Source organism: Pseudomonas sp. LAIL14HWK12:I7 (genome assembly GCF_000483465.1).
Classification (GTDB): domain Bacteria; phylum Pseudomonadota; class Gammaproteobacteria; order Pseudomonadales; family Pseudomonadaceae; genus Aquipseudomonas; species Aquipseudomonas kermanshahensis.
The window spans coordinates 26,480-48,368 of the sequence record NZ_AXYZ01000024.1 but is presented as its reverse complement, the minus strand read 5'-3'; the positions used below and the strand labels follow the sequence as shown (position 1 = coordinate 48,368).

Annotated in this window: 19 protein-coding genes; 17 read left to right on the top strand and 2 right to left on the bottom strand. The window is 62.3% G+C overall.

What is annotated here, in order from left to right; all coding sequences use genetic code 11:
* The 15 genes from D886_RS27110 to D886_RS0118995 all read left to right on the top strand — a co-directional run.
* The coding region (locus D886_RS27110; protein WP_033694275.1) for an ABC transporter permease subunit at positions 1-889 on the top strand (889 nt) is incomplete at its 5' end.
* 57 nt (positions 890-946) lie between these two features.
* On the top strand, positions 947-1,975 hold the full coding sequence (gene proX, locus D886_RS0119055) for a glycine betaine/L-proline ABC transporter substrate-binding protein ProX (RefSeq protein ID WP_027595431.1): 1,029 nt from the start codon (positions 947-949) through the stop codon (positions 1,973-1,975).
* 139 nt (positions 1,976-2,114) lie between these two features.
* The gene (locus D886_RS0119050) at positions 2,115-3,170 is read left to right on the top strand and encodes a GlxA family transcriptional regulator (protein WP_027595430.1); all 1,056 of its coding nucleotides are present in this window, start codon (positions 2,115-2,117) and stop codon (positions 3,168-3,170) included.
* Positions 3,171-3,416: 246 nt separating this feature from the next.
* Positions 3,417-4,373, top strand: coding sequence for an AraC family transcriptional regulator (locus D886_RS0119045; protein WP_027595429.1), 957 nt, complete (start codon positions 3,417-3,419; stop codon positions 4,371-4,373).
* A 93-nt stretch (positions 4,374-4,466) separates the two neighbouring features.
* Positions 4,467-4,847 carry an RHS repeat-associated core domain-containing protein gene (locus D886_RS28615; RefSeq protein ID WP_050580771.1) on the top strand — a complete coding sequence of 127 codons (381 nt, stop codon included), beginning with the start codon at positions 4,467-4,469 and terminating at the stop codon, positions 4,845-4,847.
* A 29-nt stretch (positions 4,848-4,876) separates the two neighbouring features.
* Positions 4,877-5,395, top strand: a complete 519-nt coding sequence (locus D886_RS28395) for a hypothetical protein (protein ID WP_177323904.1) — start codon at positions 4,877-4,879, stop codon at positions 5,393-5,395.
* Between the two features lie 95 nt (positions 5,396-5,490).
* On the top strand, positions 5,491-6,849 hold the full coding sequence (gene benA, locus D886_RS0119035) for a benzoate 1,2-dioxygenase large subunit (RefSeq protein ID WP_027595428.1): 1,359 nt from the start codon (positions 5,491-5,493) through the stop codon (positions 6,847-6,849).
* On the top strand, positions 6,846-7,331 hold the full coding sequence (benB, locus tag D886_RS0119030) for a benzoate 1,2-dioxygenase small subunit (protein ID WP_027595427.1): 486 nt from the start codon (positions 6,846-6,848) through the stop codon (positions 7,329-7,331). The genes benA and benB overlap by 4 nt, the downstream gene beginning before the upstream one ends.
* A gap of 70 nt (positions 7,332-7,401) precedes the next feature.
* A complete protein-coding gene (gene benC / locus D886_RS0119025; RefSeq protein WP_027595426.1) occupies positions 7,402-8,412 on the top strand; it encodes a benzoate 1,2-dioxygenase electron transfer component BenC in 1,011 nt (336 codons plus the stop codon).
* Positions 8,413-8,545: 133 nt separating this feature from the next.
* The gene (locus D886_RS0119020; protein WP_027595425.1) at positions 8,546-9,307 is read left to right on the top strand and encodes a 1,6-dihydroxycyclohexa-2,4-diene-1-carboxylate dehydrogenase; all 762 of its coding nucleotides are present in this window, start codon (positions 8,546-8,548) and stop codon (positions 9,305-9,307) included.
* Positions 9,308-9,365: 58 nt separating this feature from the next.
* Positions 9,366-10,694 carry an aromatic acid/H+ symport family MFS transporter gene (locus tag D886_RS0119015; protein ID WP_027595424.1) on the top strand — a complete coding sequence of 443 codons (1,329 nt, stop codon included), beginning with the start codon at positions 9,366-9,368 and terminating at the stop codon, positions 10,692-10,694.
* Positions 10,694-11,893, top strand: coding sequence for a benzoate/H(+) symporter BenE family transporter (locus tag D886_RS0119010; RefSeq protein WP_027595423.1), 1,200 nt, complete (start codon positions 10,694-10,696; stop codon positions 11,891-11,893). Before D886_RS0119015 ends, D886_RS0119010 begins: the two co-directional genes overlap by 1 nt.
* 54 nt (positions 11,894-11,947) lie before the next feature.
* A complete protein-coding gene (locus D886_RS0119005; protein WP_027595422.1) occupies positions 11,948-13,198 on the top strand; it encodes an OprD family porin in 1,251 nt (416 codons plus the stop codon).
* 95 nt (positions 13,199-13,293) lie between these two features.
* The gene (locus tag D886_RS0119000; RefSeq protein ID WP_027595421.1) at positions 13,294-14,373 is read left to right on the top strand and encodes a metal-dependent hydrolase; all 1,080 of its coding nucleotides are present in this window, start codon (positions 13,294-13,296) and stop codon (positions 14,371-14,373) included.
* A 204-nt stretch (positions 14,374-14,577) separates the two neighbouring features.
* Complete coding sequence (locus tag D886_RS0118995) at positions 14,578-14,790, top strand: cold-shock protein (protein WP_027595420.1); 213 nt, start codon at positions 14,578-14,580, stop codon at positions 14,788-14,790.
* Between the two features lie 213 nt (positions 14,791-15,003).
* Here D886_RS0118995 and D886_RS0118990 read toward each other — a convergent pair whose 3' ends face one another.
* Entirely contained in the window at positions 15,004-16,014 is a 1,011-nt protein-coding gene (locus tag D886_RS0118990; protein ID WP_027595419.1) for an aldo/keto reductase, read from the bottom strand.
* Positions 16,015-16,290: 276 nt separating this feature from the next.
* Between D886_RS0118990 and D886_RS0118985 the strand changes: the two genes are divergently transcribed.
* Positions 16,291-18,471, top strand: coding sequence for a PQQ-dependent dehydrogenase, methanol/ethanol family (locus D886_RS0118985; protein ID WP_027595418.1), 2,181 nt, complete (start codon positions 16,291-16,293; stop codon positions 18,469-18,471).
* 7 nt (positions 18,472-18,478) lie between these two features.
* Positions 18,479-19,912, top strand: coding sequence for an aldehyde dehydrogenase (aldA, locus tag D886_RS0118980; RefSeq protein ID WP_027595417.1), 1,434 nt, complete (start codon positions 18,479-18,481; stop codon positions 19,910-19,912).
* Positions 19,913-19,965: 53 nt separating this feature from the next.
* Here the strand turns inward: aldA and D886_RS0118975 are convergent, their stop codons facing one another.
* The gene (locus D886_RS0118975; RefSeq protein WP_027595416.1) at positions 19,966-21,879 is read right to left on the bottom strand and encodes a sigma-54-dependent Fis family transcriptional regulator; all 1,914 of its coding nucleotides are present in this window, start codon (positions 21,877-21,879) and stop codon (positions 19,966-19,968) included.
* Positions 21,880-21,889: the final 10 nt, after the last annotated feature.

Below are 21,889 nucleotides of genomic sequence, written 5' to 3'. Positions count from 1 at the left end.
CGCTACCCTCAACTTCCTCGTGCACAACTTCCGCGAGGTGTTTCGCGCCATCCGCTGGCCGATCGACCAGGTGCTCAACGGCATCGAGTTCACCCTGCAGAGCATCCCGCCCACCATCGGCATCCTGCTGTCGTCCTTGCTCGGTTGGCAGCTGGCGGGCAAGCGCATGGCGCTGCTGTGCTTCGTCACCCTGACCCTGCTGGGGCTGATCGGCGTGTGGTCGGAGTCGATGACCACCCTGGCGCTGGTGCTCACTTCGGTGTTTTTCTGCGCGGTGATCGGCATCCCGCTGGGCATTGTCTGCGCCCGCAGCAACCGCCTGGAAAGCATCATCCGCCCCGTGCTCGATGCGATGCAGACGCTGCCGGCGTTCGTCTACCTGGTGCCGGTGGTGATGCTGTTTGGCATCGGCAACGTGCCGGGCGTGCTGGTGACCATCGTGTTTGCCCTGCCGCCGCTGGTGCGCCTGACCAACCTGGGCATCCGCCAGGTGCCGGAAGACAAGACCGAAGCGGCCCGCGCCTTTGGCTGCACGCCGCGCCAGATGCTGACCCGCGTGCAGCTGCCGCTGGCCACCTCGACCATCATGGCCGGGCTCAACCAGACCCTGATGCTGTCGCTGTCGATGGTGGTGATCGCCTCGATGATCTCGGTCGGCGGCCTGGGCCAGATGGTGCTGCGCGGCATCGGCCGGTTGGACATGGGCCTGGCCACGGTCGGTGGCATGGGGCTGGTGCTGTTGGCGATCTTCCTCGACCGCCTGACCCAAGCCATGGGCGCGCGCACCAATGCCGACCCGAGCCTGCGCTGGTACCACACCGGGCCCGTGGGTGCGGTGCTGCGCCTATGCGGCTCAGGGCACGCTGCAGGGCGGCGCAAGACCGCCTGACGCAAACACATTCGTACTGCCGCACACGACATAAAAACCAGAAGAAGGTACGCGACGATGTTGGAATCCAAGTTCTCCCGCAGCATCCTGCAAGGCGCCAGCGCGCTGGCCCTGGTAATCGCCTCGCTGTGCGCCAACGCCTCGGCCGACAAGCCGGGCGAGGGCGTGAAGGTAACGCCGATCTTCCCCTCCATCGCCGAAGAACGCTTCCGTGGCGAAGTCGCCATGGAAGGCCTGCGCGAGCTGGGCTACAAGGTGCAGGAGCCTAAGGAAACCGAGTACGGCGTGATGATGGTGGCCCTGGCCAACGGCGATGCCGACTTCACCGTGCACCTGTGGGACAAGCTGCACGACAAGTTCTACCAGCAGGCCGGCGGCGATGACGTGATGGTCAAGGCCGGCGACATCATGCCTGGCGTGCTGCAGGGCTACCTGATCGACAAGAAGACCGCCGAGCAGTACCACATCAAGTACATCACCGACCTGAAGAAGCCGGAGATCGCCAAGCTGTTCGACACTGACGGCGACGGCAAGGCCAACCTGACCGGCTGCAACCCGGGCTGGGGCTGCGAGCTGATCATCTCGCACCACATCAAAGCCTATGACCTGGACAGCAGCGTGCACGTCGACCAGGGCTCGTACTTCGCGCTGATGGCCGACACCATCACCCGCTACAAGGAAGGCAAGCCGATCCTGTACTTCACCTGGGTGCCACAGTGGATCTCCACCGTGCTGGTCGAGGACAAGGACGTGGTTTGGCTGGAAGTGCCGAAGACCGACCTGCCGGATGGCAACAACGATGTCGACACGATGTACAAGGGCAAGAACCTGGGCTTTGCGGTCGACAAGGTCGAGGCGGTGCTGAACAAGGAATTCGCCCAGGAAAACCCGGCAGCCACCAAGTTCCTGTCGCTGATGCAGATCACCACGGCGGACGAGAGCGCGCAGAACCTCAAGATGCAGCAAGGTGAGAAAAAGCCTGCTGACATCACCCGCCATGCCAAAGCGTGGGTTGCGGCGCATCGCCAGCAGTTCGACGCGTGGCTGCAGGCGTCGCGCGCGGCGGCGACACAGGCCAGCAAGTAACCTGTTCCATCGGTGAGCGCTTCTTCGCGGGCAAGCCCGCTCCCACAGGGTTCGTGCCAGCGTTGGGTTTGCGCGCTGCCTGTAGGCGCGCGCTTGCTCGCGAAGAAGCCAACGCGATTTTTGCAGTTGAGTCAAAGCCATGAGCCATTTCGAAAGCACCCTCAAGAACGCCAACCTGGCCCACCTGGACACCGCAGGCCGTACTTCGCTGTCGATGCCGTGCCAACGCGTCGCCTTCGTGTTACGTGAGCATTTCTCCATGATGGCCTTTACTGCGGCCATGGACACCCTGGTCACCGCCAACCTGATGAGCGCCACGCCACTGTTCCAGATCCAGGTAGTGGGTGATGGAGCACAGGTCATGAGCGACCTGGGCATCGCCTTGCCGGTCAACACGCCACTGGCCGAGCTCGATGTGCAGGTGCTAGACACCCTGTTGGTATGCGGTGGGTTTCGGGTGCGCCTGGAAAGCGCACCGCTGCTGCGCGCCAAGCTGCGCCAGGCCGACCAGCATGGCTGCCAGCTGGGTGGTCTATGGAACGGCACCTACTTCCTGGCCGAAGCCGGCCTGCTCAATGACCACGCCTGCGCCTTCCACCCCGATGGTCGGGCAATGATGAGCGAGCTGTTCCCCAAGGTACGTGTCAGCCGCCAAGCCCATGTGTTGGATGGTCGGCGTCTGAGTTGCGCAGGGGCTAGCAGTGCCCTGGACATGATGCTGGCCTTGCTCGAACACAGAGGTGGCAACGGGTTGCGCCGGGCGGTGGAGCAGATGCTGGCCTGCGATCGCGCACGGGTGATGAGCGATGCCCCGGCCACTGCAGCGGACATCGACCCCAGCCTGCCCAAGGGCATACGCTTGGCCCTTGAGCTGATGCATGCGAATATCGAAGACCCGATCGGCATCGACGAAATCGCCGAACATGCAGGCTTGTCGCGTCGGCACCTGGAGCGGCTGTTCCGCCGCCATGTACAGGCGACACCGCCGCGCTACTACCTGGAATTGCGCCTGACCCATGCCAGGCAGTTGCTGCAACACACCAGCAAGTCATTGACAGAAGTGGCCGTGGCCAGCGGCTTTGTCAGTTTTCCGCATTTCTACCGGCGTTTTCGTGAGCTGTTCGCCGTTGCGCCGCGCCAGTTTCGGGCGAGGAGCCAGGGGTGGGCAGGGCGGCAGGAGATAGCGATACCGTAAAAATGAAATAGTGTTCGATAATCGCACGCTTAACCGTGCCCTGTTGTCCGCTATCCGCCCACGATTCCAATGGTCGCATTGCCCAATCCCCGCCTTTTTGCTTAGTGTGTGCCTATTCACCGGCTGTCGCCTGCCCCAGTACCCAGCGACCAGCTCGATAGAATAACCGTGATCGACCGCAACCACCGGCCCCAAGGCCCGTAGGAAGCGGCGCCCAGAACAATAACGAAACCGAGTGCCTTGCCTATGGAAAGCCGCCTGCTGAGCGAGCGCAGTAGCGTGTTTCACCACGCCGACCCTTATGCTGTGTCCGATTATGTGAACCAGCATGTGGGCCAGCACTGCATCGGTTTGTCGCGCACCACCCACCCCCAGGCCAGCCTTAGCCACCGCAAGTTCGCCGAACTCGACCTGTGCCGCATCAGCTACGGCGGCAGCGTGCGCGTCACCTCGCCTGCGTTGGAAACCATCTACCACTTGCAAGTGTTGCTCAACGGCAACTGCCTGTGGCGCGGGCCCCAGCGCGAGCATCACTTGGTGCCGGGCGAGTTGTTGCTGATCAACCCAGACGACCCGGTTGACCTGACCTACTCGGAAGACTGCGAGAAATTTATCCTCAAGGTACCGACCCGGCTGCTCGACTCGATCTGCGAAGAACAACGCTGGCATCGCCCGGATGGCGGCGTGCGGTTCCTGCGTAACCACTACCGATTGGAAGAGCTGGATGGGTTTGTAAACCTGCTGGCGATGGTGTGCCATGAAGCCGAGGTGAATGAGTCGTTGCCGCGGGTGCAGGGGCATTACAGCCAGATTGTGGCCAGCAAACTGCTGACCTTGATGAGCACCAACATCCGGCGCGAAAGCCTGAGTGCACCGGCGGCTAGCCTTGAGCGGATTCTTGATTACATCGAGCGCAACCTGAAGCTCGAACTTTCAGCTGAAGTGCTGGCAGAGCAGGCCTGCATGAGCGTGCGGTCGTTGTATGCCTTGTTTGATCGGCACTTGGGTACCACGCCTAAGCAGTATGTGCGGCAACGCAAGCTGGCGCGGGTGCAGGCGTGTTTGAGTGATGCCACGTGTGGGGTGCGGAGTGTGACGGAGCTTGCTCTGGATTACGGCTTCCTGCATTTGGGGCGGTTTTCCGAGGTGTACCGGCAGCAGTTTGGTGAGCTGCCATCGCAGACCTTCAAGCGACGCGGTTAAGCGGAGCCGTACTTTGTACCTGTTATTTCTGCCAGTTGCGAGCAGATTAGCGCGGATCCACCATTTGCCTTCATGGATAAAATGGTGACACTTATGTCTACTTTGCAGCAGTTGTATTTTTACTCGCCGGAGGGTCTGGCGATGGTCAGATATCCTGGTGCGCAGGCATTGACGCTATTGCGTGCGGCAGGCCAGGTGCTCGGTCAGCGGGATGCTAAACATGTTGCATTTTACTTGACTGACCTAAAAGATTCGGTCTTGGAATGTATGGGAGGGCAAGCATCGTCGATGAAATACACGGGTTACGGCTATGAAGGTGATAGCACGGGTTCCTCATTGTTGCGATTCAATGGGCAGCGCAAAGAATCTACGACGGGTCATTATTTGTTGGGGGATGGATACCGGGGGTTCAACCCTGTGTTGATGAGGTTCAATAGCCCCGACAGTCTCAGTCCATTTGGGGCGGGGGAGTGAATACGTACTGTTACTGTGGCGGCGATCCTGTGAATAGGGCAGACCCCAGTGGGCATGAATGGAAATCTTTTTTTGGAATTCGGCCGCGGCGAAGCTCCATACCGGACCTCATCTATCAAGGCCCATTTTCAATAGATGAACCACCGACCAAATATACTAGTAGAGATAGTTATTCGTTCGCGCATCACATAACAAGCCGCGACAAAGACAAATTTGCAGATTTCATTGCCTATCAGGGCAAGGGGACTGGAGCGCGGATTGACAAGCTGTTTGCGCGCGATAAATTCCTTCCCGAGGATCTAGAGCTGGTTCAAAGTGTGACGGTGTCCCTTCATCGGGATGGGCTAGCGCTGATCTCCAATATGAAAACTCACCCAATCAAATCGTACACCGATACCAGATTTATCGCCGCAAACTGGCTTGCTGAGGGGGTGGAAAAACTCGAACTCCTCTCAACAAGGATTAAATTAACCTTGGAGGCTCAGAGCAGAGCAAGGGCCAATAGGGAAAAATGGCTAAAAGCAAATACAGCGATTAGAAAGGCCTGAATGACTGGATAGCACTCTGCACAATCCGGATAGTCCCCCACCCGTCGAATCCCTAACCTGACCCGGTCTGAACAATAACAATGGAGACCCTGGCCATGTCCCTGGGATTCGACTACCTCAATGCCATGCTCGAAGACGACCGTGAACAGGGCATCTACCGCTGCAAGCGCGAGATGTTCACCGACCCACGCCTGTTCGACCTGGAGATGAAGCACATCTTCGAGGGCAACTGGATCTACCTGGCGCACGAAAGCCAGATCCCCGAGAAAAACGACTTCCTCACCCTGACCATGGGGCGCCAGCCGATCTTTATCGCGCGCAACAAGGACGGGGTACTCAATGCCTTCCTCAATGCCTGCAGCCACCGCGGCGCCATGCTGTGCCGGCACAAGCGCGGTAACCGTGCCAGCTACACCTGCCCATTCCATGGCTGGACCTTCAACAACAGCGGCAAACTGCTCAAGGTCAAAGACCCGAGCAACGCCGGCTACCCCGACAGTTTCAACTGCGACGGCTCCCACGACCTGACCAAGGTCGCGCGCTTCGAGTCGTACCGGGGCTTTCTGTTCGGCAGCTTGAATGCCGATGTGAAACCGCTGGTAGAGCACCTGGGCGAGTCGGCCAAGATCATCGACATGATCGTCGACCAGTCACCCGAAGGCCTGGAAGTGCTGCGTGGCGCCAGTTCGTATATCTACGAAGGCAACTGGAAGCTCACCGCCGAGAACGGCGCCGACGGCTACCACGTAAGCTCCGTGCACTGGAACTACGCCGCCACCCAGAACCAGCGCAAACAGCGCGAGGCGGGTGACGAGATCAAGACCATGAGCGCAGGCGCTTGGGCCAAGCAGGGCGGGGGCTTCTATTCCTTCGACCATGGCCACCTGCTGCTGTGGACCCGTTGGGCCAACCCAGAAGACCGCCCAGCCTACGAGCGCCGTGACCAGCTGGCCGCCGATTACGGCCAAGCACGCGCCGACTGGATGATCGAGAACTCGCGCAACCTCTGCCTGTACCCCAACGTGTACTTGATGGACCAATTCAGTTCGCAAATCCGTATTGCCCGGCCGATTTCGGTAAACAAGACCGAAATCACCATCTACTGCATCGCGCCCAAAGGCGAGAGCGCTGACGCCCGTGCCAAGCGCATCCGCCAGTACGAGGACTTCTTCAACGTCAGCGGCATGGCCACCCCGGACGACCTTGAAGAGTTCCGCTCGTGCCAGACCGGCTACGGCGGCGGCACCGGCTGGAACGACATGTCCCGCGGCGCTGCCCACTGGGTCGAGGGCGCTGACGAGGCGGCCCAGGAAATCGAGCTCAAGCCGCTGTTGTCAGGCGTGCGCACCGAGGACGAAGGCCTGTTCGTGCTGCAACACAAGTACTGGCAGGACACCATGATCCAGGCGCTCAAGGATGAGCAGCAACTGATCCCCGTGGAGGCCGTGCAATGAGCCTCTACGAAACCGTGCGCGACTTCCTCTACCGCGAAGCGCGCTACCTGGACGACGCCGAATGGGACCAGTGGCTGGAGCTGTACGCAGCCGATGCCAGCTTCTGGATGCCGTCCTGGGACGATGACGACCGCCTCACCGAAGACCCACAAAGCGAAATCTCGCTGATCTGGTACGGCAACCGTGGTGGCCTCGAGGACCGGGTGTTCCGCATCAAGACCGAGCGCTCCAGCGCGACCGTGCCGGACACCCGTACCTCGCACAACATCAGCAACATCGAGATCGTTGAGCAGGGCGAGGGTTACTGCCAGGTGCGCTTCAACTGGCACACCCTGAGCTTTCGCTACAAGACCACCGACAGCTACTTCGGCAGCAGCTTCTACACCCTCGATTTGCGCGGCGAGCAGCCGTTGATCAAGGCCAAGAAGGTGGTCCTGAAGAACGACTACGTGCGTCAGGTCATCGACATCTACCACATCTGAACCGAGGTAACGCGAGCCGCCCGGTGTGCCGCATGGCGCGCCGCGGGCAGGCTCGCCCGCGAGGTGCAACATGAGCTTCCAGATCGCACTGAATTTCGAGGACGGGGTAACCCGCTTCATCGAGGCCACTGGCCATGAGACCGTGGCTGACGCCGCCTACCGCCAGGGCATCAACATCCCGCTGGACTGCCGCGACGGCGCCTGCGGCACCTGCAAGTGCAAGGCCGAGTCCGGGCGCTACGACCTGGGCGACAACTTCATCGAAGACGCCCTGAGCGAGGACGAAATCGCCGAAGGCTATGTGCTGACCTGCCAGATGCGGGCTGAATCCGACTGTGTGGTGCGCATCCCGGCCTCTTCGCACGTGTGCAAGACCGAACAGGCCAGTTTCGAAGCCGCCATCAGCGACGTGCGCCAGTTGTCGGCGAGCACCATTGCCCTGTCGATCAAGGGCGAGGCGCTGAGCCGGCTGGCATTCCTGCCGGGGCAATACGTCAACCTCAAGGTGCCCGGCAGCGAGCAGAGCCGCGCTTACTCGTTCAGCTCGCTGCAAAAGGACGGCGAGGTCAGCTTCCTGATCCGCAACGTGCCGGGCGGCTTGATGAGCAGCTTCCTCACCAACCTGGCCAAGGCCGGCGACAGCATGAGCCTGGCTGGGCCGCTGGGCAGCTTCTACTTGCGGCCGATCCAGCGCCCACTGCTGTTGCTGGCAGGTGGCACCGGGCTGGCACCGTTCACCGCGATGCTGGAGAAGATCGCCGAGCAGGGCAGCGAATACCCGGTGCACCTGATCTACGGGGTCACCAACGACTTCGACCTGGTCGAGCTGGACCGCCTGCAGGCCTTGGCGGCGCGCATTGCAAACTTCACCTTCAGCGCCTGCGTGGCCAACCCAGACAGCCAGTACCCGCAGAAAGGCTATGTCACCCAGCACATCGAACCGCGCCACCTCAATGACGGCGATGTGGACGTGTACCTGTGCGGGCCACCGCCGATGGTCGAGGCAGTCAGCCAGTACGTTCGCGAGCAGGGCATTACGCCGGCGAACTTCTACTACGAGAAGTTCGCCGCCGCGGCCTGAGTTTCCTTGGGGCCGCCCTTGTGGGAGCGGGCTTGCCCCGCGAACACGGGCGCAGCCCGTGCCATCCACCGTGGGGTCTGCTAGCGGGGCAAGCCCGCTCCCACAGCGTCCGCGTCAGCATGGAGAAATACTGATGAACACAAGATTTCAAGGCAAAGTCGCCCTGGTCACCGGCGCCGCCCAAGGCATTGGCCGCGGCGTGTGCTGGCGGCTCAAGGCCGAAGGCGCGCAGGTGGTGGCGGTGGACCGCTCAGAGCTGGTCCACGAATTGGCCGGCGAGGGCATGCTGACCCTCACCGCCGACCTCGAACTGCACAGCGATTGTGCCCGCGTCATGGCCGCTGCGGTCGAAGCGTTCGGCCGCCTCGACATCCTGGTCAACAATGTCGGCGGCACCATTTGGGCCAAGCCTTTCGAACACTACGAAGTGGAACAGATCGAGGCCGAAGTGCGCCGCTCGTTGTTCCCCACCTTGTGGTGTTGCCATGCCGCGTTGCCGTACATGCTCGAACGCGGGGCAGGGGCCATTGTCAACGTCTCGTCCATCGCCACCCGTGGCGTCAACCGCGTGCCCTACGGCGCGGCCAAAGGTGGCGTCAACGCGCTCACCGCCTGCCTGGCTTTCGAAACCGCCGGGCGCGGTATCCGTGTCAATGCCACTGCCCCTGGCGGCACCGAGGCACCGCCACGGCGCGTGCCGCGCAACGCCGCCGAGCAGAGCGCGCAGGAAAAGGCCTGGTACCAGCAAATCGTCGACCAGACCCTCGACAGCAGCTTGATGCACCGCTACGGCAGCATCGACGAGCAGGTCGGCGCCATCCTCTTCCTGGCCTCCGACGAAGCTTCCTACATCACCGGCGTAACGCTGCCGGTAGGGGGCGGCGACCTCGGCTGAGCCAGCCCCCCCCCGGCAACCGTTTTACTCCACAACAAAAACAACAGAGACAGATGCCATGCGAACCCTTGACGTGCACCCGATCATCGATAATGCGCGCTTTACCGCGTTCCACTGGATGGTCATGGCCTGGTGCGGCCTGCTGCTGATCTTCGACGGCTATGACTTGTTCATTTACGGCGTGGTACTGCCGGTAATCATGAAAGAGTGGGGCCTGACGCCCCTGCAGGCCGGCGCCCTGGGCAGTTATGCGCTGTTCGGCATGATGTTCGGCGCCCTGGTATTCGGCAGCCTGGCCGACCGCATCGGGCGCAAGACGGGGATCGCCATCTGCTTCGCCTTGTTCTCCACGGCGACCATCCTCAACGGCTTTGCCACCAGCCCCAGCGAGTTCGGCATCTACCGCTTCATCGCCGGCCTCGGGTGTGGCGGCTTGATGCCTAACGCCGTGGCATTGATGAACGAATACGCCCCCAAACGCCTGCGCAGCACGCTGGTGGCGATCATGTTCAGTGGTTATTCGCTGGGCGGCATGCTGTCGGCAGGCGTCGGTATTTTCATGCTGCCGCGTTTCGGCTGGGAGTCGATGTTCTTCGCTGCGGCGGTACCGCTGCTGCTGTTGCCGGTGATTCTCTATTACCTGCCAGAATCCATTGGCTTCCTGGTACGTAAAGGGCGCACCGAAGAAGCCCGCAAGCTGCTCAAACAGCTTGACCCCGCGTGCGACATCCAGCCTGGTGACGTGCTTCAGGCAACCGACCGCAAGGGGGCTGGCAGCTCGGTCGTCGAGCTGTTCCGCAACGGCCTGGCCGTGCGCACACTGGCCCTGTGGCTGGCGTTCTTCTGCTGCCTGCTGATGGTCTACGCGCTCAGTTCATGGTTGCCGAAGCTGATGGCCAACGCGGGTTACAGCCTGGGTTCGAGCCTGTCGTTCCTGTTGGCGCTGAACTTCGGTGGCATGGCCGGGGCGATTTTGGGGGGCTGGTTGGGCGACCGCTACAACTTGGTCAAGGTCAAGGTCGGTTTCTTCATTGCCGCCGCGCTGTCGATCAGCCTGTTGGGGGTGAACAGCCCGATGCCGGTGCTGTACCTGCTGATCTTCATCGCCGGCGCCACCACCATCGGCACGCAGATCCTGTTGTATGCCGGCGCGGCACAGATGTATGGCCTGGCGGTGCGCTCCACCGGCCTGGGCTGGGCGTCGGGCATTGGCCGCAATGGCGCCATTGTCGGCCCGCTGCTGGGTGGCGCGCTGATGGGCATCAACCTGCCGTTGCAACTGAATTTCATCGCGTTCGCCATCCCTGGCGCGATTGCCGCGCTGGCCATGGCCGTGCACCTGGTCAGTGGCAAGCGCCATGGCCTGGCTACGGCGGCGCAAGCGTAATGAAAACCCTGATCAAGGACAGCTCGCTGTCTGCCATCGTCGCCGGCTGCCTGGCGACGATGATCTCCTACGCCGGCCCATTGGTGATCATCTTTCACGCTGCCGAGGCCGCGCAGTTGTCCCATGGCCAGCTGTCTTCCTGGGTCTGGGCCGTTTCCATGGGCAGCGGAGTGCTCGGCGCTGTACTCAGCCTGCGCTACCGGGTGCCGGTCGTGATCGCCTGGTCGATCCCAGGCTCGGCGCTGTTGGTCACGGCCCTGCCTGAGCTCGGCTTGGAGCAGGCCGTGGGGGCGTACCTGGTGGCCAACCTGGTCTTGCTGCTGATTGGCATCAGCGGGGCCTTCGACCGCATCATCGCGCGCCTGCCAGGCTCCATTGCCGCCGGAATGCAAGCCGGCATCTTGTTCAGTTTCGGCATCGAGGTGTTCCGCGCCTTGCCGGTACAGCCGCTGCTGGTGGTGGCCATGTTCATCACCTATGTGCTGATGCGCAGGCTTCAGCCGCGCTATGCGGTGGCCGCCGTACTGTGCGTGGGCGCCGTCGTGACCGTGGCCAGCGGGGCGTTTCGCAGCGAGGCGTTGGTACTGCAACTGGCCTCGCCGCAATGGATTGCCCCGCAATTCAGCTTGGCGGCGGTGTTCAGCCTGGCGTTGCCCATGGTGCTGGTGGCCCTCACCGGGCAATTCATGCCGGGGATGGCCGTGCTGCGCAACGCCGGTTACGCCACACCGGCCAGCCCGTTGATCAGTGCCAGCGCCATCGGTGGCGCCGTGCTCGCGCCTTTTGGTTGCCACGGCCTGAACCTGGCGGCCGTCACCGCCAGCCTGTGCACAGGCCATGAGGCCCATGAAAACCCGCGCCGGCGCTATGTCGCGGCCGTCGCCGGCAGTGTGCTGTACCTGCTGCTTGGGGTTGCTGGGGCCACCTTGATGTCGCTGTTCGCGGCATTTCCGGCGGCACTGATCGCGGCCCTTGCCGGGCTGGCCCTGTACGGGGCAATCAGCGAAGCCCTGGCACGCAGCCTCGCCGAGCCTGCTGAGCGTGATGCCGGGCTGTTCACTTTTTTGGTCACCGCTTCGGGGGTGTCCTTCCTTGGCCTGTCGGCGGCGTTCTGGGGCCTGCTGTTCGGCCTGCTGGCCCACGCGCTGCTCGTTCTGCGGCGGCCTCAAGCGCGGGAGGTAATGCGCCGCACCCCATGATGCCTGTGTTCCCAGCGCTTTATTCCATAAAAACAAGATCAAGAGAGCTTCGGAATGAACCACACCCCTTGCGTCGCTATTGGCCTGGCATTGCTCAGCCCACCGCTGCTGGCTGCTGAAGGCGGCTTCTTCGAGGATTCGAAGGCCAGCCTCAGTGCCCGTAATTACTATTTCAGCCGCGACTTCTCCGACATTGTCGGCGCCAATCAACAGTCCAAGGCCGAGGAGTGGGCCCAGGGCTTCATACTTGACTTCAAATCGGGGTACACGCCTGGCACGGTGGGGTTCGGGGTGGATGCACTCGGCCTGCTGGGCGTCAAACTCGACAGCAGCCCCGACCGGGTCAATACCGGCCTGTTGCCGGTGCATGGCGATGGCCGCGCCGCAGACGAATACAGCCGCCTGGCGCCGACGTTCAAGGCCAGGCTGTCGAAAACCGAGCTGCGGGTGGGCGAACTGCAGCCCAACCTGCCAGTGCTCACGTTCAGTGATATCCGCCTGCTGCCGCCGACTTACCAAGGTGCCAGCCTGTTGTCGACCGAGCTGCAGGGGCTGACCTTGCAAGCCGGGCACCTGACCTCAACCCACCTGCGCAACGAGGGCGGCGACGGCAAGATGAATGCCATGCTCGGCCACGTGCCAATGCGTCAGGCTGAAGGTGATGCGTTCAACTATGTGGGGGGCGACTACGCGTTCAATGCGAACCAAAGCAGTGTCAGCCTGTGGTACGGGCAGTTGGAAGATATCTACGAGCAAGGCTTTGTCGGCCTCAAACACAGCAAACCTGTCGGCGACTGGGTGCTGAGCGCCAACCTTGGCTATTTCACCGCCCGCGAGGACGGCGACGCCCTGCTGGGCAGTATCGATAACCAGGCATTCTTCTCGCTGTTCACCGCCCGCCATGGCGGGCACAGCTTCCATGCAGGGTATCAGGGCATTTATGGCGACAGCCCGTTCCCGCGAGTATTTGCCAACATCTCCCCCTTGGGCAACGAGGTGCCAACCTACGAGTTCGCCTACACCGACGAGCGTTCCTATCAGGTGCGCTACGACTACAATTTTGCCGCCATGGGCGTACCGGGGCTGACGGCAACGGTGCGCTACATCACCGGCAACAATGTCGATACCGGGCAGGGCTACGAGGGCCGTGACCGGGAGCGCGACCTGGATATCGGCTATGCGGTGCAGAGTGGGGCGTTGAAAGGCCTGGGCATTCGCGTGAGAAATGCCATGGCACGGTCCAACTACCGCAGTGATATCGACGAGAATCGCTTGACCCTGGTGTACACCTGGCAGTTGTTGTGAAAACCCAGCTGCCATCTTTTGTCACTGAGCCGCATTTGCACCCAGAGGGTAGAGGGGGTTAGCTTTCACGCGTCATCCTCTCAGGAAATCCCGCCTTGGACTCATTGACCCAAGCCGTACTCGGCGCCGCCCTACAGGGCACTGTGCTCGGTCGCATCCAGGGCCGCCGAGCGCTGCTGTACGGCGCAGCGCTGGCCACATTGCCCGACCTGGACGTGGTCATCCGCTACGCCGACCCGGTGTCGCAGATGACCTACCACCGGGGGTTCTCCCACTCCCTTTTCGTCCTGACCGGGCTGGCGCTGCTGCTGGCCTGGTGCGTCAACAGGTGCTGGCCAGGCAAAGGCTATACCGTGCCGCGCCTGTTCCTCGCGTTCTGGCTGGTGCTGGTCACGCACCCGGTGCTGGACGCCTTTACCGTGTATGGCACGCAACTGTTCTGGCCGTTGGCGCTGACCCCGCAAAGCTGGGCTGCGGTGTTCATCATCGACCCTGTCTACACCGTGCCGCTGCTGGCGGCAGTGATTTACACCCTCGCCAAGGGCGTGACGGGCACTGCCGTGCGGCTGCTGACCCTGGCACTGGTTTTCAGTACGGCCTACCTCGGCTTTGGCCTGGCTGGGCGCATGCAGGCGGAGCAACGCTTTCAGGCCGCGTTGGACCAGCAGGGCATCACGGTCAGCGACGTACGTGCCGTGCCGATTGCCTTCAACAGCCTGATCTGGCGCGTACTGGCCAAGACGCCGGACGGCGACTACTACGAAGGCGTCAGCAGCGGGTTCGACCAGCAACCGCCAGAAATGCAGCGCCTGCCACGCAACCTTGAGCTGGCCGCTGCGCTTGCCGGTGCGCCTTTGCATCAACGCCTGCGTTGGTTCACGGATGATTGGTTGCGCTATGACGAAATCGACGGCGCCCTGGTGGTGACCGACCTGCGCATGGGCATCCCCGGCAACTACACTTTCCGCTTCAACATGGCCCACCGCGACAGCCAGGGGCACTGGATTGCCGACACGCCCACGGCGTGGCGAGGGGCAGGGGTGGCATCGATGTTCAACGGGCATGACCTGGGCTTGATCTGGCGGCGTATCGTCGATCAGCAACCCCCATTGCCACTGGCTGAGTGGACTTCGCGTTACCTGGGGCCGGCTGCAGTACCGCCCAGGGGCGATTAAACGAAGATTCTGTTTACCGCCGCAGCCCCCATTTTGCGGGGGAAATCGGGTACAGGGCACAGCTATTTTGCGGCTTGGTGGAATTCTTAGTAGCTTATCGTCGCCAAAGCGCTCAATATGCCACTGCAGGGGCTGGTTGTTTGATAAGGCCCTCGTTGTAATTTCACGTAAAACGCATCAAATAAGCCATCGAGGGCTCAGAGCATGTCCAACAGACAAACCGGTACAGTTAAATGGTTCAACGATGAAAAAGGGTTCGGCTTCATTACCCCAGCGGGTGGTGGCGACGACCTCTTCGTTCATTTCAAAGCCATTGAATCGGACGGCTTCAAGTCGCTGAAAGAAGGCCAGACTGTTAGCTTTGTTGCCGAAAAAGGGCAAAAAGGCATGCAGGCCGCCCAAGTGCGACCTGAGTAAGACACGCACCCGCCGGCTCGGCGTTCGAACAGGTGCTTGCAACCTTGCGGGTTGACCTGGGTGCTTGATCGAACGGCGTGAAGCCTGGCAATTGTGTGGCGTGTAAAGAAAAGCTCCGTATCGAAAGATAGGGAGCTTTTTTTGTATCTGCCGCAGCGCGGTAGAGCCGCCAAGCGGCTTTGCGGCCCCTTGGCTTCAATCAAACGGCTGCCATCAATTGCGCGCCAGTCGCCCACTCACGTAGTGCGCCACGTCATTGAACCCTGGCGTCGAGGCATGGCCCGGCGTTACCAGCGAATCGATGAACGCTTCATCCTCCGCCGTGATTTTCACGTTCAATGCGCCGGCATAGGTGTCCCATTGTGCTTCGGTGCGCGGCCCGACAATGGCCGAACTCACTAGTTGGTTATTAAGTACCCAGGCAATCGCGAACTCGACGATGCCCACGCCCTTGGCTTCGACATACGCCTGGATCTGGCGGGCGATGGCCAATGATTCCTGGCGCCATTCCACTTCCATGATCCGCTTGTCCTGGCGCCCGGCACGGCTGCTGGCATCTGGCACCGAGCCGGGTGCGTACTTGCCGCTGAGCACACCGCGGGCCAAGGGGCTGAACGGCACCACGCCCAGGCCATGGTAGGCCGCAGCGGTCAGCTGTTCGGGTTCTGCCTGGCGGTTGACGATGTTGTACAGCGGCTGGCTCACCACCGGCTTGGCCACGCCGAGTCGCTCGGCCAGGTGGCACAGCTCGGCAATGCGCCAGCCGCGGAAGTTGGAGACGCCCCAATAACGGATCTTGCCTTGGCGCAGCAGGTCGCCGATGGCTTGCACGGTTTCTTCCAGCGGTACCTTGTGGTCTTCGCGGTGCAGGTAGTAAACGTCGAGGTAGTCCAGGTCCATGCGCGTGAGCGTCGCGTCGATGGCATTGAAGATGTGCTTGCGCGAAAGCCCGCTGCGGTTGGGCAGGCCGTCGGCCGGGCCAAAGCCGACCTTGGACGCCACTATCCAGTCCTGGCGATGGCGCGCCACGGCTTCGCCGACGATTTCTTCCGAACGCCCGCTGTTGTAGACATCGGCGGTGTCGATGAAGTTGATGCCCTGGTCCCAGGCTTTTTCGATGATCCGCAGTGAGTCCTCGGTGCTGGTCTGCTCGCCGAACATCATGCTGCCCAGGGTAAGGGCGGAAACCTGCAGGCCACTCTGGCCAAGGGGACGGTAGATCATGCGGTTGAGTCCTTTGCAGTGGGCTTGTCTGCCTGTTTTACACACAACCGCACGCCATTGAAAGCCCGCCACAGTGGCTGACACACCTGTGTCATGCCTGCATCAGCTGTGCCATGGCTGCTGCATGTGCAGGCCTCAGCCATTGCCCGGCCGTTTGGCTAGCAACCGCTCTGTAATGCCTGTTTCGAGGATGCTGGGTGATGCTGGCACAGCCGTTGCTCTGTCTGTTATCGACGCCTGATGCGGTGTCGCCATAACAAGAACGGAGAACCGACCATGAACCGAACAGGCCCGCACCGCCGGCCCCTTCCGCACGCCTTGGGCTGCCTGGCCCTTGCCTTGGCGTGCTGCGCAACCGCTTTTGCTGCAGAAGTGGATGGCAAGCGGATCATCCAGGCCGACCAGGAACCTGGCAACTGGATGAGCCACGGCCGTACCTACGATGAACAACGCTTCAGCCCGCTCAAGGCCATCAACCAGGACAACGTCAATCAATTGGGCCTGGCTTGGAGCTATAAGCTCGACCTGGACCGGGGTGTAGAAGCCACGCCTATCGTGGTCGATGGGGTGATGTACACCACGGGGCCGTTTTCCGTGGTGTATGCCTTGGATGCCCGCAACGGCAAGCTGCTGTGGAAATACGACCCGCAGTCAGACCGCAATCGCGCCGGTGAGGCGTGCTGTGATGCGGTAAACCGCGGCGTGGCCGTGTGGCAGGGCAAGGTCTACGTCGGCGTACTGGACGGGCGCCTGGAGGCGATCGATGCCAAGACCGGCCAGCGCGTGTGGTCGGTGGACACCCGCGACGACCATAAGCGCAGCTACACCATCACCGGTGCGCCGCGGGTGGTCAACGGCAAGGTCATCATTGGCAACGGTGGGGCTGAATTTGGTGTGCGTGGCTATGTGACGGCCTATGACGCCGAAACCGGCAAGCAGGCCTGGCGCTTCTTCACCGTGCCGGGTGACCCCAAGCTGCCGCCTGAAGACAAGGCCATGGAGATTGCCAGCAAGACCTGGCACGGCGATGCCTTCGTCGAGTGGGGCGGCGGCGGCACGGCCTGGGATTCGTTCGCCTACGACCCTGAGCTGAACCTGTTGTACATCGGCGTTGGCAACGGCTCGATGTGGGACCCTAAATGGCGCAGCCAGGCCAAAGGCGACAACCTGTTCCTGTCGTCGATTGTCGCCGTCAATGCCGATACGGGCGAATACGCCTGGCACTACCAGACCACCCCCGGTGATGCCTGGGACTTCACCGCCACCCAGCACATGATTCTCGCCGAGCTGCCGATCAAGGGCAAACAACGCAAGGTGTTGATGCAGGCGCCCAAGAATGGCTTCTTCTATGTGCTCGACCGGGCCACCGGCGAGTTGCTGTCCGCGAAGAATATCGTGCCGGTGAACTGGGCCAAGGGCATCGACATGAAAACCGGGCGGCCGATTCTCGACGACGAGGCAGCGGCCTACTGGAAGGACGGCAAGCGCAAGCTGGTGACCCCGGCATTCTGGGGCGCGCATGACTGGCACCCAATGTCGTACAACCCCAACACCGGCCTGGTGTACATCCCGGCGCATATCATGTCGGCCTATTACGAGCACATCCCCGAAGCGCCCAAGCGCAACCCGTTCAAAAGCGTGTACCAGCTGGGGTTACGCACCGGCATGATGCCCGAGGGTGCCGATGGCCTGCTGGAAATGGCCAAGACCTGGTCCGGCAAGCTGATCGCCTGGGACCCGGTGAAACAGGCGCCGGCCTGGGAGGTGCCCTACATCACCATCTTCAACGGCGGCACCCTGAGCACCGCCGGCAACCTGGTGTTCGAGGGCAGCGCCGATGGCCGTGTGATCGCTTATGCCGCTGACACCGGCAAGAAGCTGTGGGAATCACCCGCCGCCAGTGGCGTGATGGCAGCGCCGATCACCTATTCGGTCGATGGCGAGCAGTACGTCACCTTCATGGCCGGCTGGGGCGGGGCCTTCTCGACGTTTGCCGGGGCGTTGTCGTTGCGTGCCGGGGTACAGCCGTTCTCGCAAGTGCTGACCTACAAGATTGGCGGTACCGCCAAATTGCGTGAGCCAGCGCCCCCCGCCAATGCGCCCGAACCCCCACCATTGACCGCCGACGCCAAGACTGTCGCCGCCGGTGCGGCCCTGTACGACGGCAACTGCTCACAGTGCCACGGCATCCATGCCGTCAGCGGCGGTGTACTGCCAGATTTGCGCAAACTCAGTGCTGATAAACACCAGATGTTCCTCGGGATCCTCTATGGCGGCCGCGTGCCGGATGGGATGCCGTCGTTTGCCGACAACCTCAAGCCCGAGCAAGTCGAGCAGGTGCACCAGTACCTCATCAAGCGAGCCCACGACCTGAAAAGCGAAGGCAACGCCTGGCAGCAATTCAGCGCCAAGCCGGCTGCCCAGCCGTCACTGGCCGACAACCCGTCACAGGAGTGAGATGACCATGACTGAAGCGATCTACCAGAACTACATCGACAACGCCTTCGTACCCAGCGAGGGGCTGATCGAGGTGTACAACCCGGCCAACGCGCAGTTACTGGGGCGTGTGCCGGAGTCGCCGGTCGATCAGGTGGAGCGGGCCATTGCAGCGGCACGCAACGCGCAAAAAGGCTGGGCAGCGAAACCTGCCATCGAACGCGCCGGCTACCTGCGTCAGATCGCCGCCAAGGTGCGTGCCAATGCCGACCGCTTAGCGCGCATCATCACCCAGGAAGGCGGCAAGGTGCCGGGACTGGCGCAGGTCGAGGTGAACTTCACCGCCGACTACCTCGACTACATGGCGGAATGGGCGCGGCGCCTCGAAGGCGAGGTACTGACCAGCGACCGTGCCAACGAGCACATTTTCCTGATGCGCAAGCCGCTGGGTGTGGTGGCTGGGATACTGCCCTGGAACTTCCCGTTCTTCCTCATCGCCCGCAAGATGGCGCCGGCGCTGCTCACGGGCAATACCATCGTGATCAAGCCCAGTGAAGAAACGCCCATCAACTGCTATGAGTTCGCCAAGCTGGTGGCCGAGACCGACCTGCCAGCCGGGGTGTTTAACGTCGTCGGTGGCAAGGGGGCCAGCGTCGGCCATGGGCTGTCGAGCCATGCCGGTATCGACCTGGTCAGCTTTACCGGCAGCGTCGCCACGGGCGCACGGATCATGGCGGCGGCAGCGCCGAACATCACCAAGCTCAACCTTGAACTGGGCGGCAAGGCCCCGGCGATCGTGCTCGCGGACGCTGACCTGGACTTGGCGACGAAAGCCATTGTTGCCTCGCGGGTGATCAATACTGGCCAAGTGTGCAACTGCGCCGAGCGGGTGTATGTGGCGCGCAAGGTGGCCGACGCGTTCGTCGACAAGGTTGCCCAGGCTATGGCAGCGACCCGATACGGCGACCCGTCGCGCCAGGCCGACCTGGACATGGGGCCACTGATCAACCAGGCCGGGCTCGACAAGGTAGCGCAGATGGTGCGCACGGCGGTCGGGCAGGGCGCCCAGTTGGTGACCGGCGGGCAGGTAGCGGACCTGGGGGCCGGGTTCCATTACCAACCAACCGTGCTCGCGGGCTGCGCCGCCGACATGGAGATCATGCGCAAGGAAATTTTTGGGCCGGTGCTGCCGATCCAGGTGGTCGATGACCTGGACGAGGCGATTGCCTTGGCCAATGACAGCGAGTACGGGCTGACGTCTTCGCTGTACACCCGCGACCTGAACGCGGCGTTGAAGGCTAGCCGCGAGATCGATTTTGGCGAGACCTACATCAACCGCGAGAACTTCGAGGCCATGCAGGGCTTCCATGCTGGGGCGCGCAAGTCCGGGATCGGCGGGGCGGATGGCAAGCACGGGTTGTATGAATACACGCGTACGCAGGTGGTGTACATCCAGGGATAAGGGTTGGGTTTACCGGCCTCTTCGCGGGCTTGCCCGCGAAGAGGCCGGTACAGTCACCCCAACTGGTTCGGCTGAACGATCCCGTACCGCTTCATTTTCCGATACAACGTCGACCGCGAAATCCCCGCAGCCTCTGCCGCCAGGCTCATGTTCCAGCGCTCTCGCTTCAAAACCTCCAGCAAGTGCCGCGCCTCGGCATCTTCGACCTGCTGTTCCAGCACTTTTGGCCTGGCAGGCACTGCACGGTTCAGTAGCTCCTCCGGCAAATCTGCCAGCTCTATGACCCCACCTTCCGCCAGCGCTACCGCCTGGCGCAACGTATTGAGCAACTGCCGCACGTTCCCCGGCCAGGCATACCCCAGCAAGCAACGCCGGGCCTCATCGCTCAAACGCAAACCAGCCCCTCCCGGCAACCCCGCCAACAACCGCTCGATCAATTCACGTCGGTCACTGCGCTCACGCAATGCCGGCAGCGTCATGCGCATGCCGCATAGCCGGTAGTAAAGATCTTCGCGAAAGCCTCTATCACCGATCATGGCTTGCAGGTCCTGGTGCGTTGCCGAAATCACCTGAATATCCAGCGTCACCGGCGCCTCTGCGCCCAGAGGTACCAGTTCGCGTTCGGCAAGCACCCGCAGCAGGCGCGTTTGCAGGTGCGTTGGCATGTCACCGATCTCATCCAGGAACAACGTGCCGCCATTGGCCTGCTCCAGCTTGCCTTTCATGCCCTTGCGATTGGCACCTGTAAAGCTGCCAGCGCGGTAGCCGAACAGTTCGCTTTCGATCAGCGACTCGGGTATCGCTGCACAGTTGAGTGCGACGAAGGGTTTGGCGTGGCGCTGGCTAGCCTGGTGCAAGGCACGGGCGAAGGCCTCCTTGCCGGTACCGGTTTCGCCGTTCAACAAAATGGCGATGTCCTTGTCGAGCACCTTGCGCAGGCGTTTCACTCCCTGTTGCAACTGCGCATCCTCGCCTGCCAATTGCTCAAGCGTGGGGTACGCCGCCCGCGCGGGCAGGGGCCGCGACGGCGTGGATTGGCGGTAGCCGGCCGGTATACGCAGGCCGACGTCCAGCAGATGCGCCTGCACATGCCCGTGCAATTGAGTGCCACGGGCACCGCCGCGCGTAAGGTCGAGCAATTGGTCGATGTTGGCAGGCAGCAGTTGCTCGATCGCCACGCCCAACAGCGTGCCGGCATGCGCCAGGAAGGCCGCCCGATTGGCGCCTATCACCCGGCCGCCTTCGTCCAGGGCCAGCAGTTGCTCGGCGGCAAGGTCGGAGAAATCGTCACGCGGCTTGATGGCCAACGTCAGGCAGTCGCGGTAGCGCTGGCGGAAATGGCTGTTCTCAATAAGCCGGGCGTACAGGGTCACCAACTGCAAGGTCAGGTGCTGGGCCTGCTTGGGGCCGTCGTTATAGAGGCAGGTCGCGTTGAGGCAGCCGAGCAGTTGGTTATGGGCATCGAAGATCGGTGCCACCGAGCAACTGAGCCGGGCGTTGGTTGCCAGGAAGTGTTCCTGACGGTGGATGGTCAGCGCTTGCTGCGAGGCCAGTGCAGTGCCGATGCCGTTGGTACCGGCGATCGACTCGTCCCAGCGCGCGCCGACAATCAACCCGGAGCGGGTGTAACGCTGGTGGTCGGCTGGCAGGCGGGCATCAAGGGTAATGCCGTCGGCGTCGCTGAGCAGCACGGCAAAACCGGCGTCCACCACACGCCTTGCCAGGCCACTGACACCTTGGCTGGCGATGCTCAGGTAGGCCTCGTGTTGGGCCTGGTGCTGGCGGATTTCGGCAGCGCTGAGGATGTTGTCGACGTGGCGCAGTTCAGGGTCCAGGCGGTGCTGGGTGAGGCTGCGGTACCAGGATTCGGCAATCACCGGTTCTGGCGTCAGGCCGCGCTCGGCGAAGTGGCAGTCGACGAAGGCGGCCAGTTCACTGGCGCGGGGTGAAGGGGTGTGCGCGGCCATGGGCGCTCCA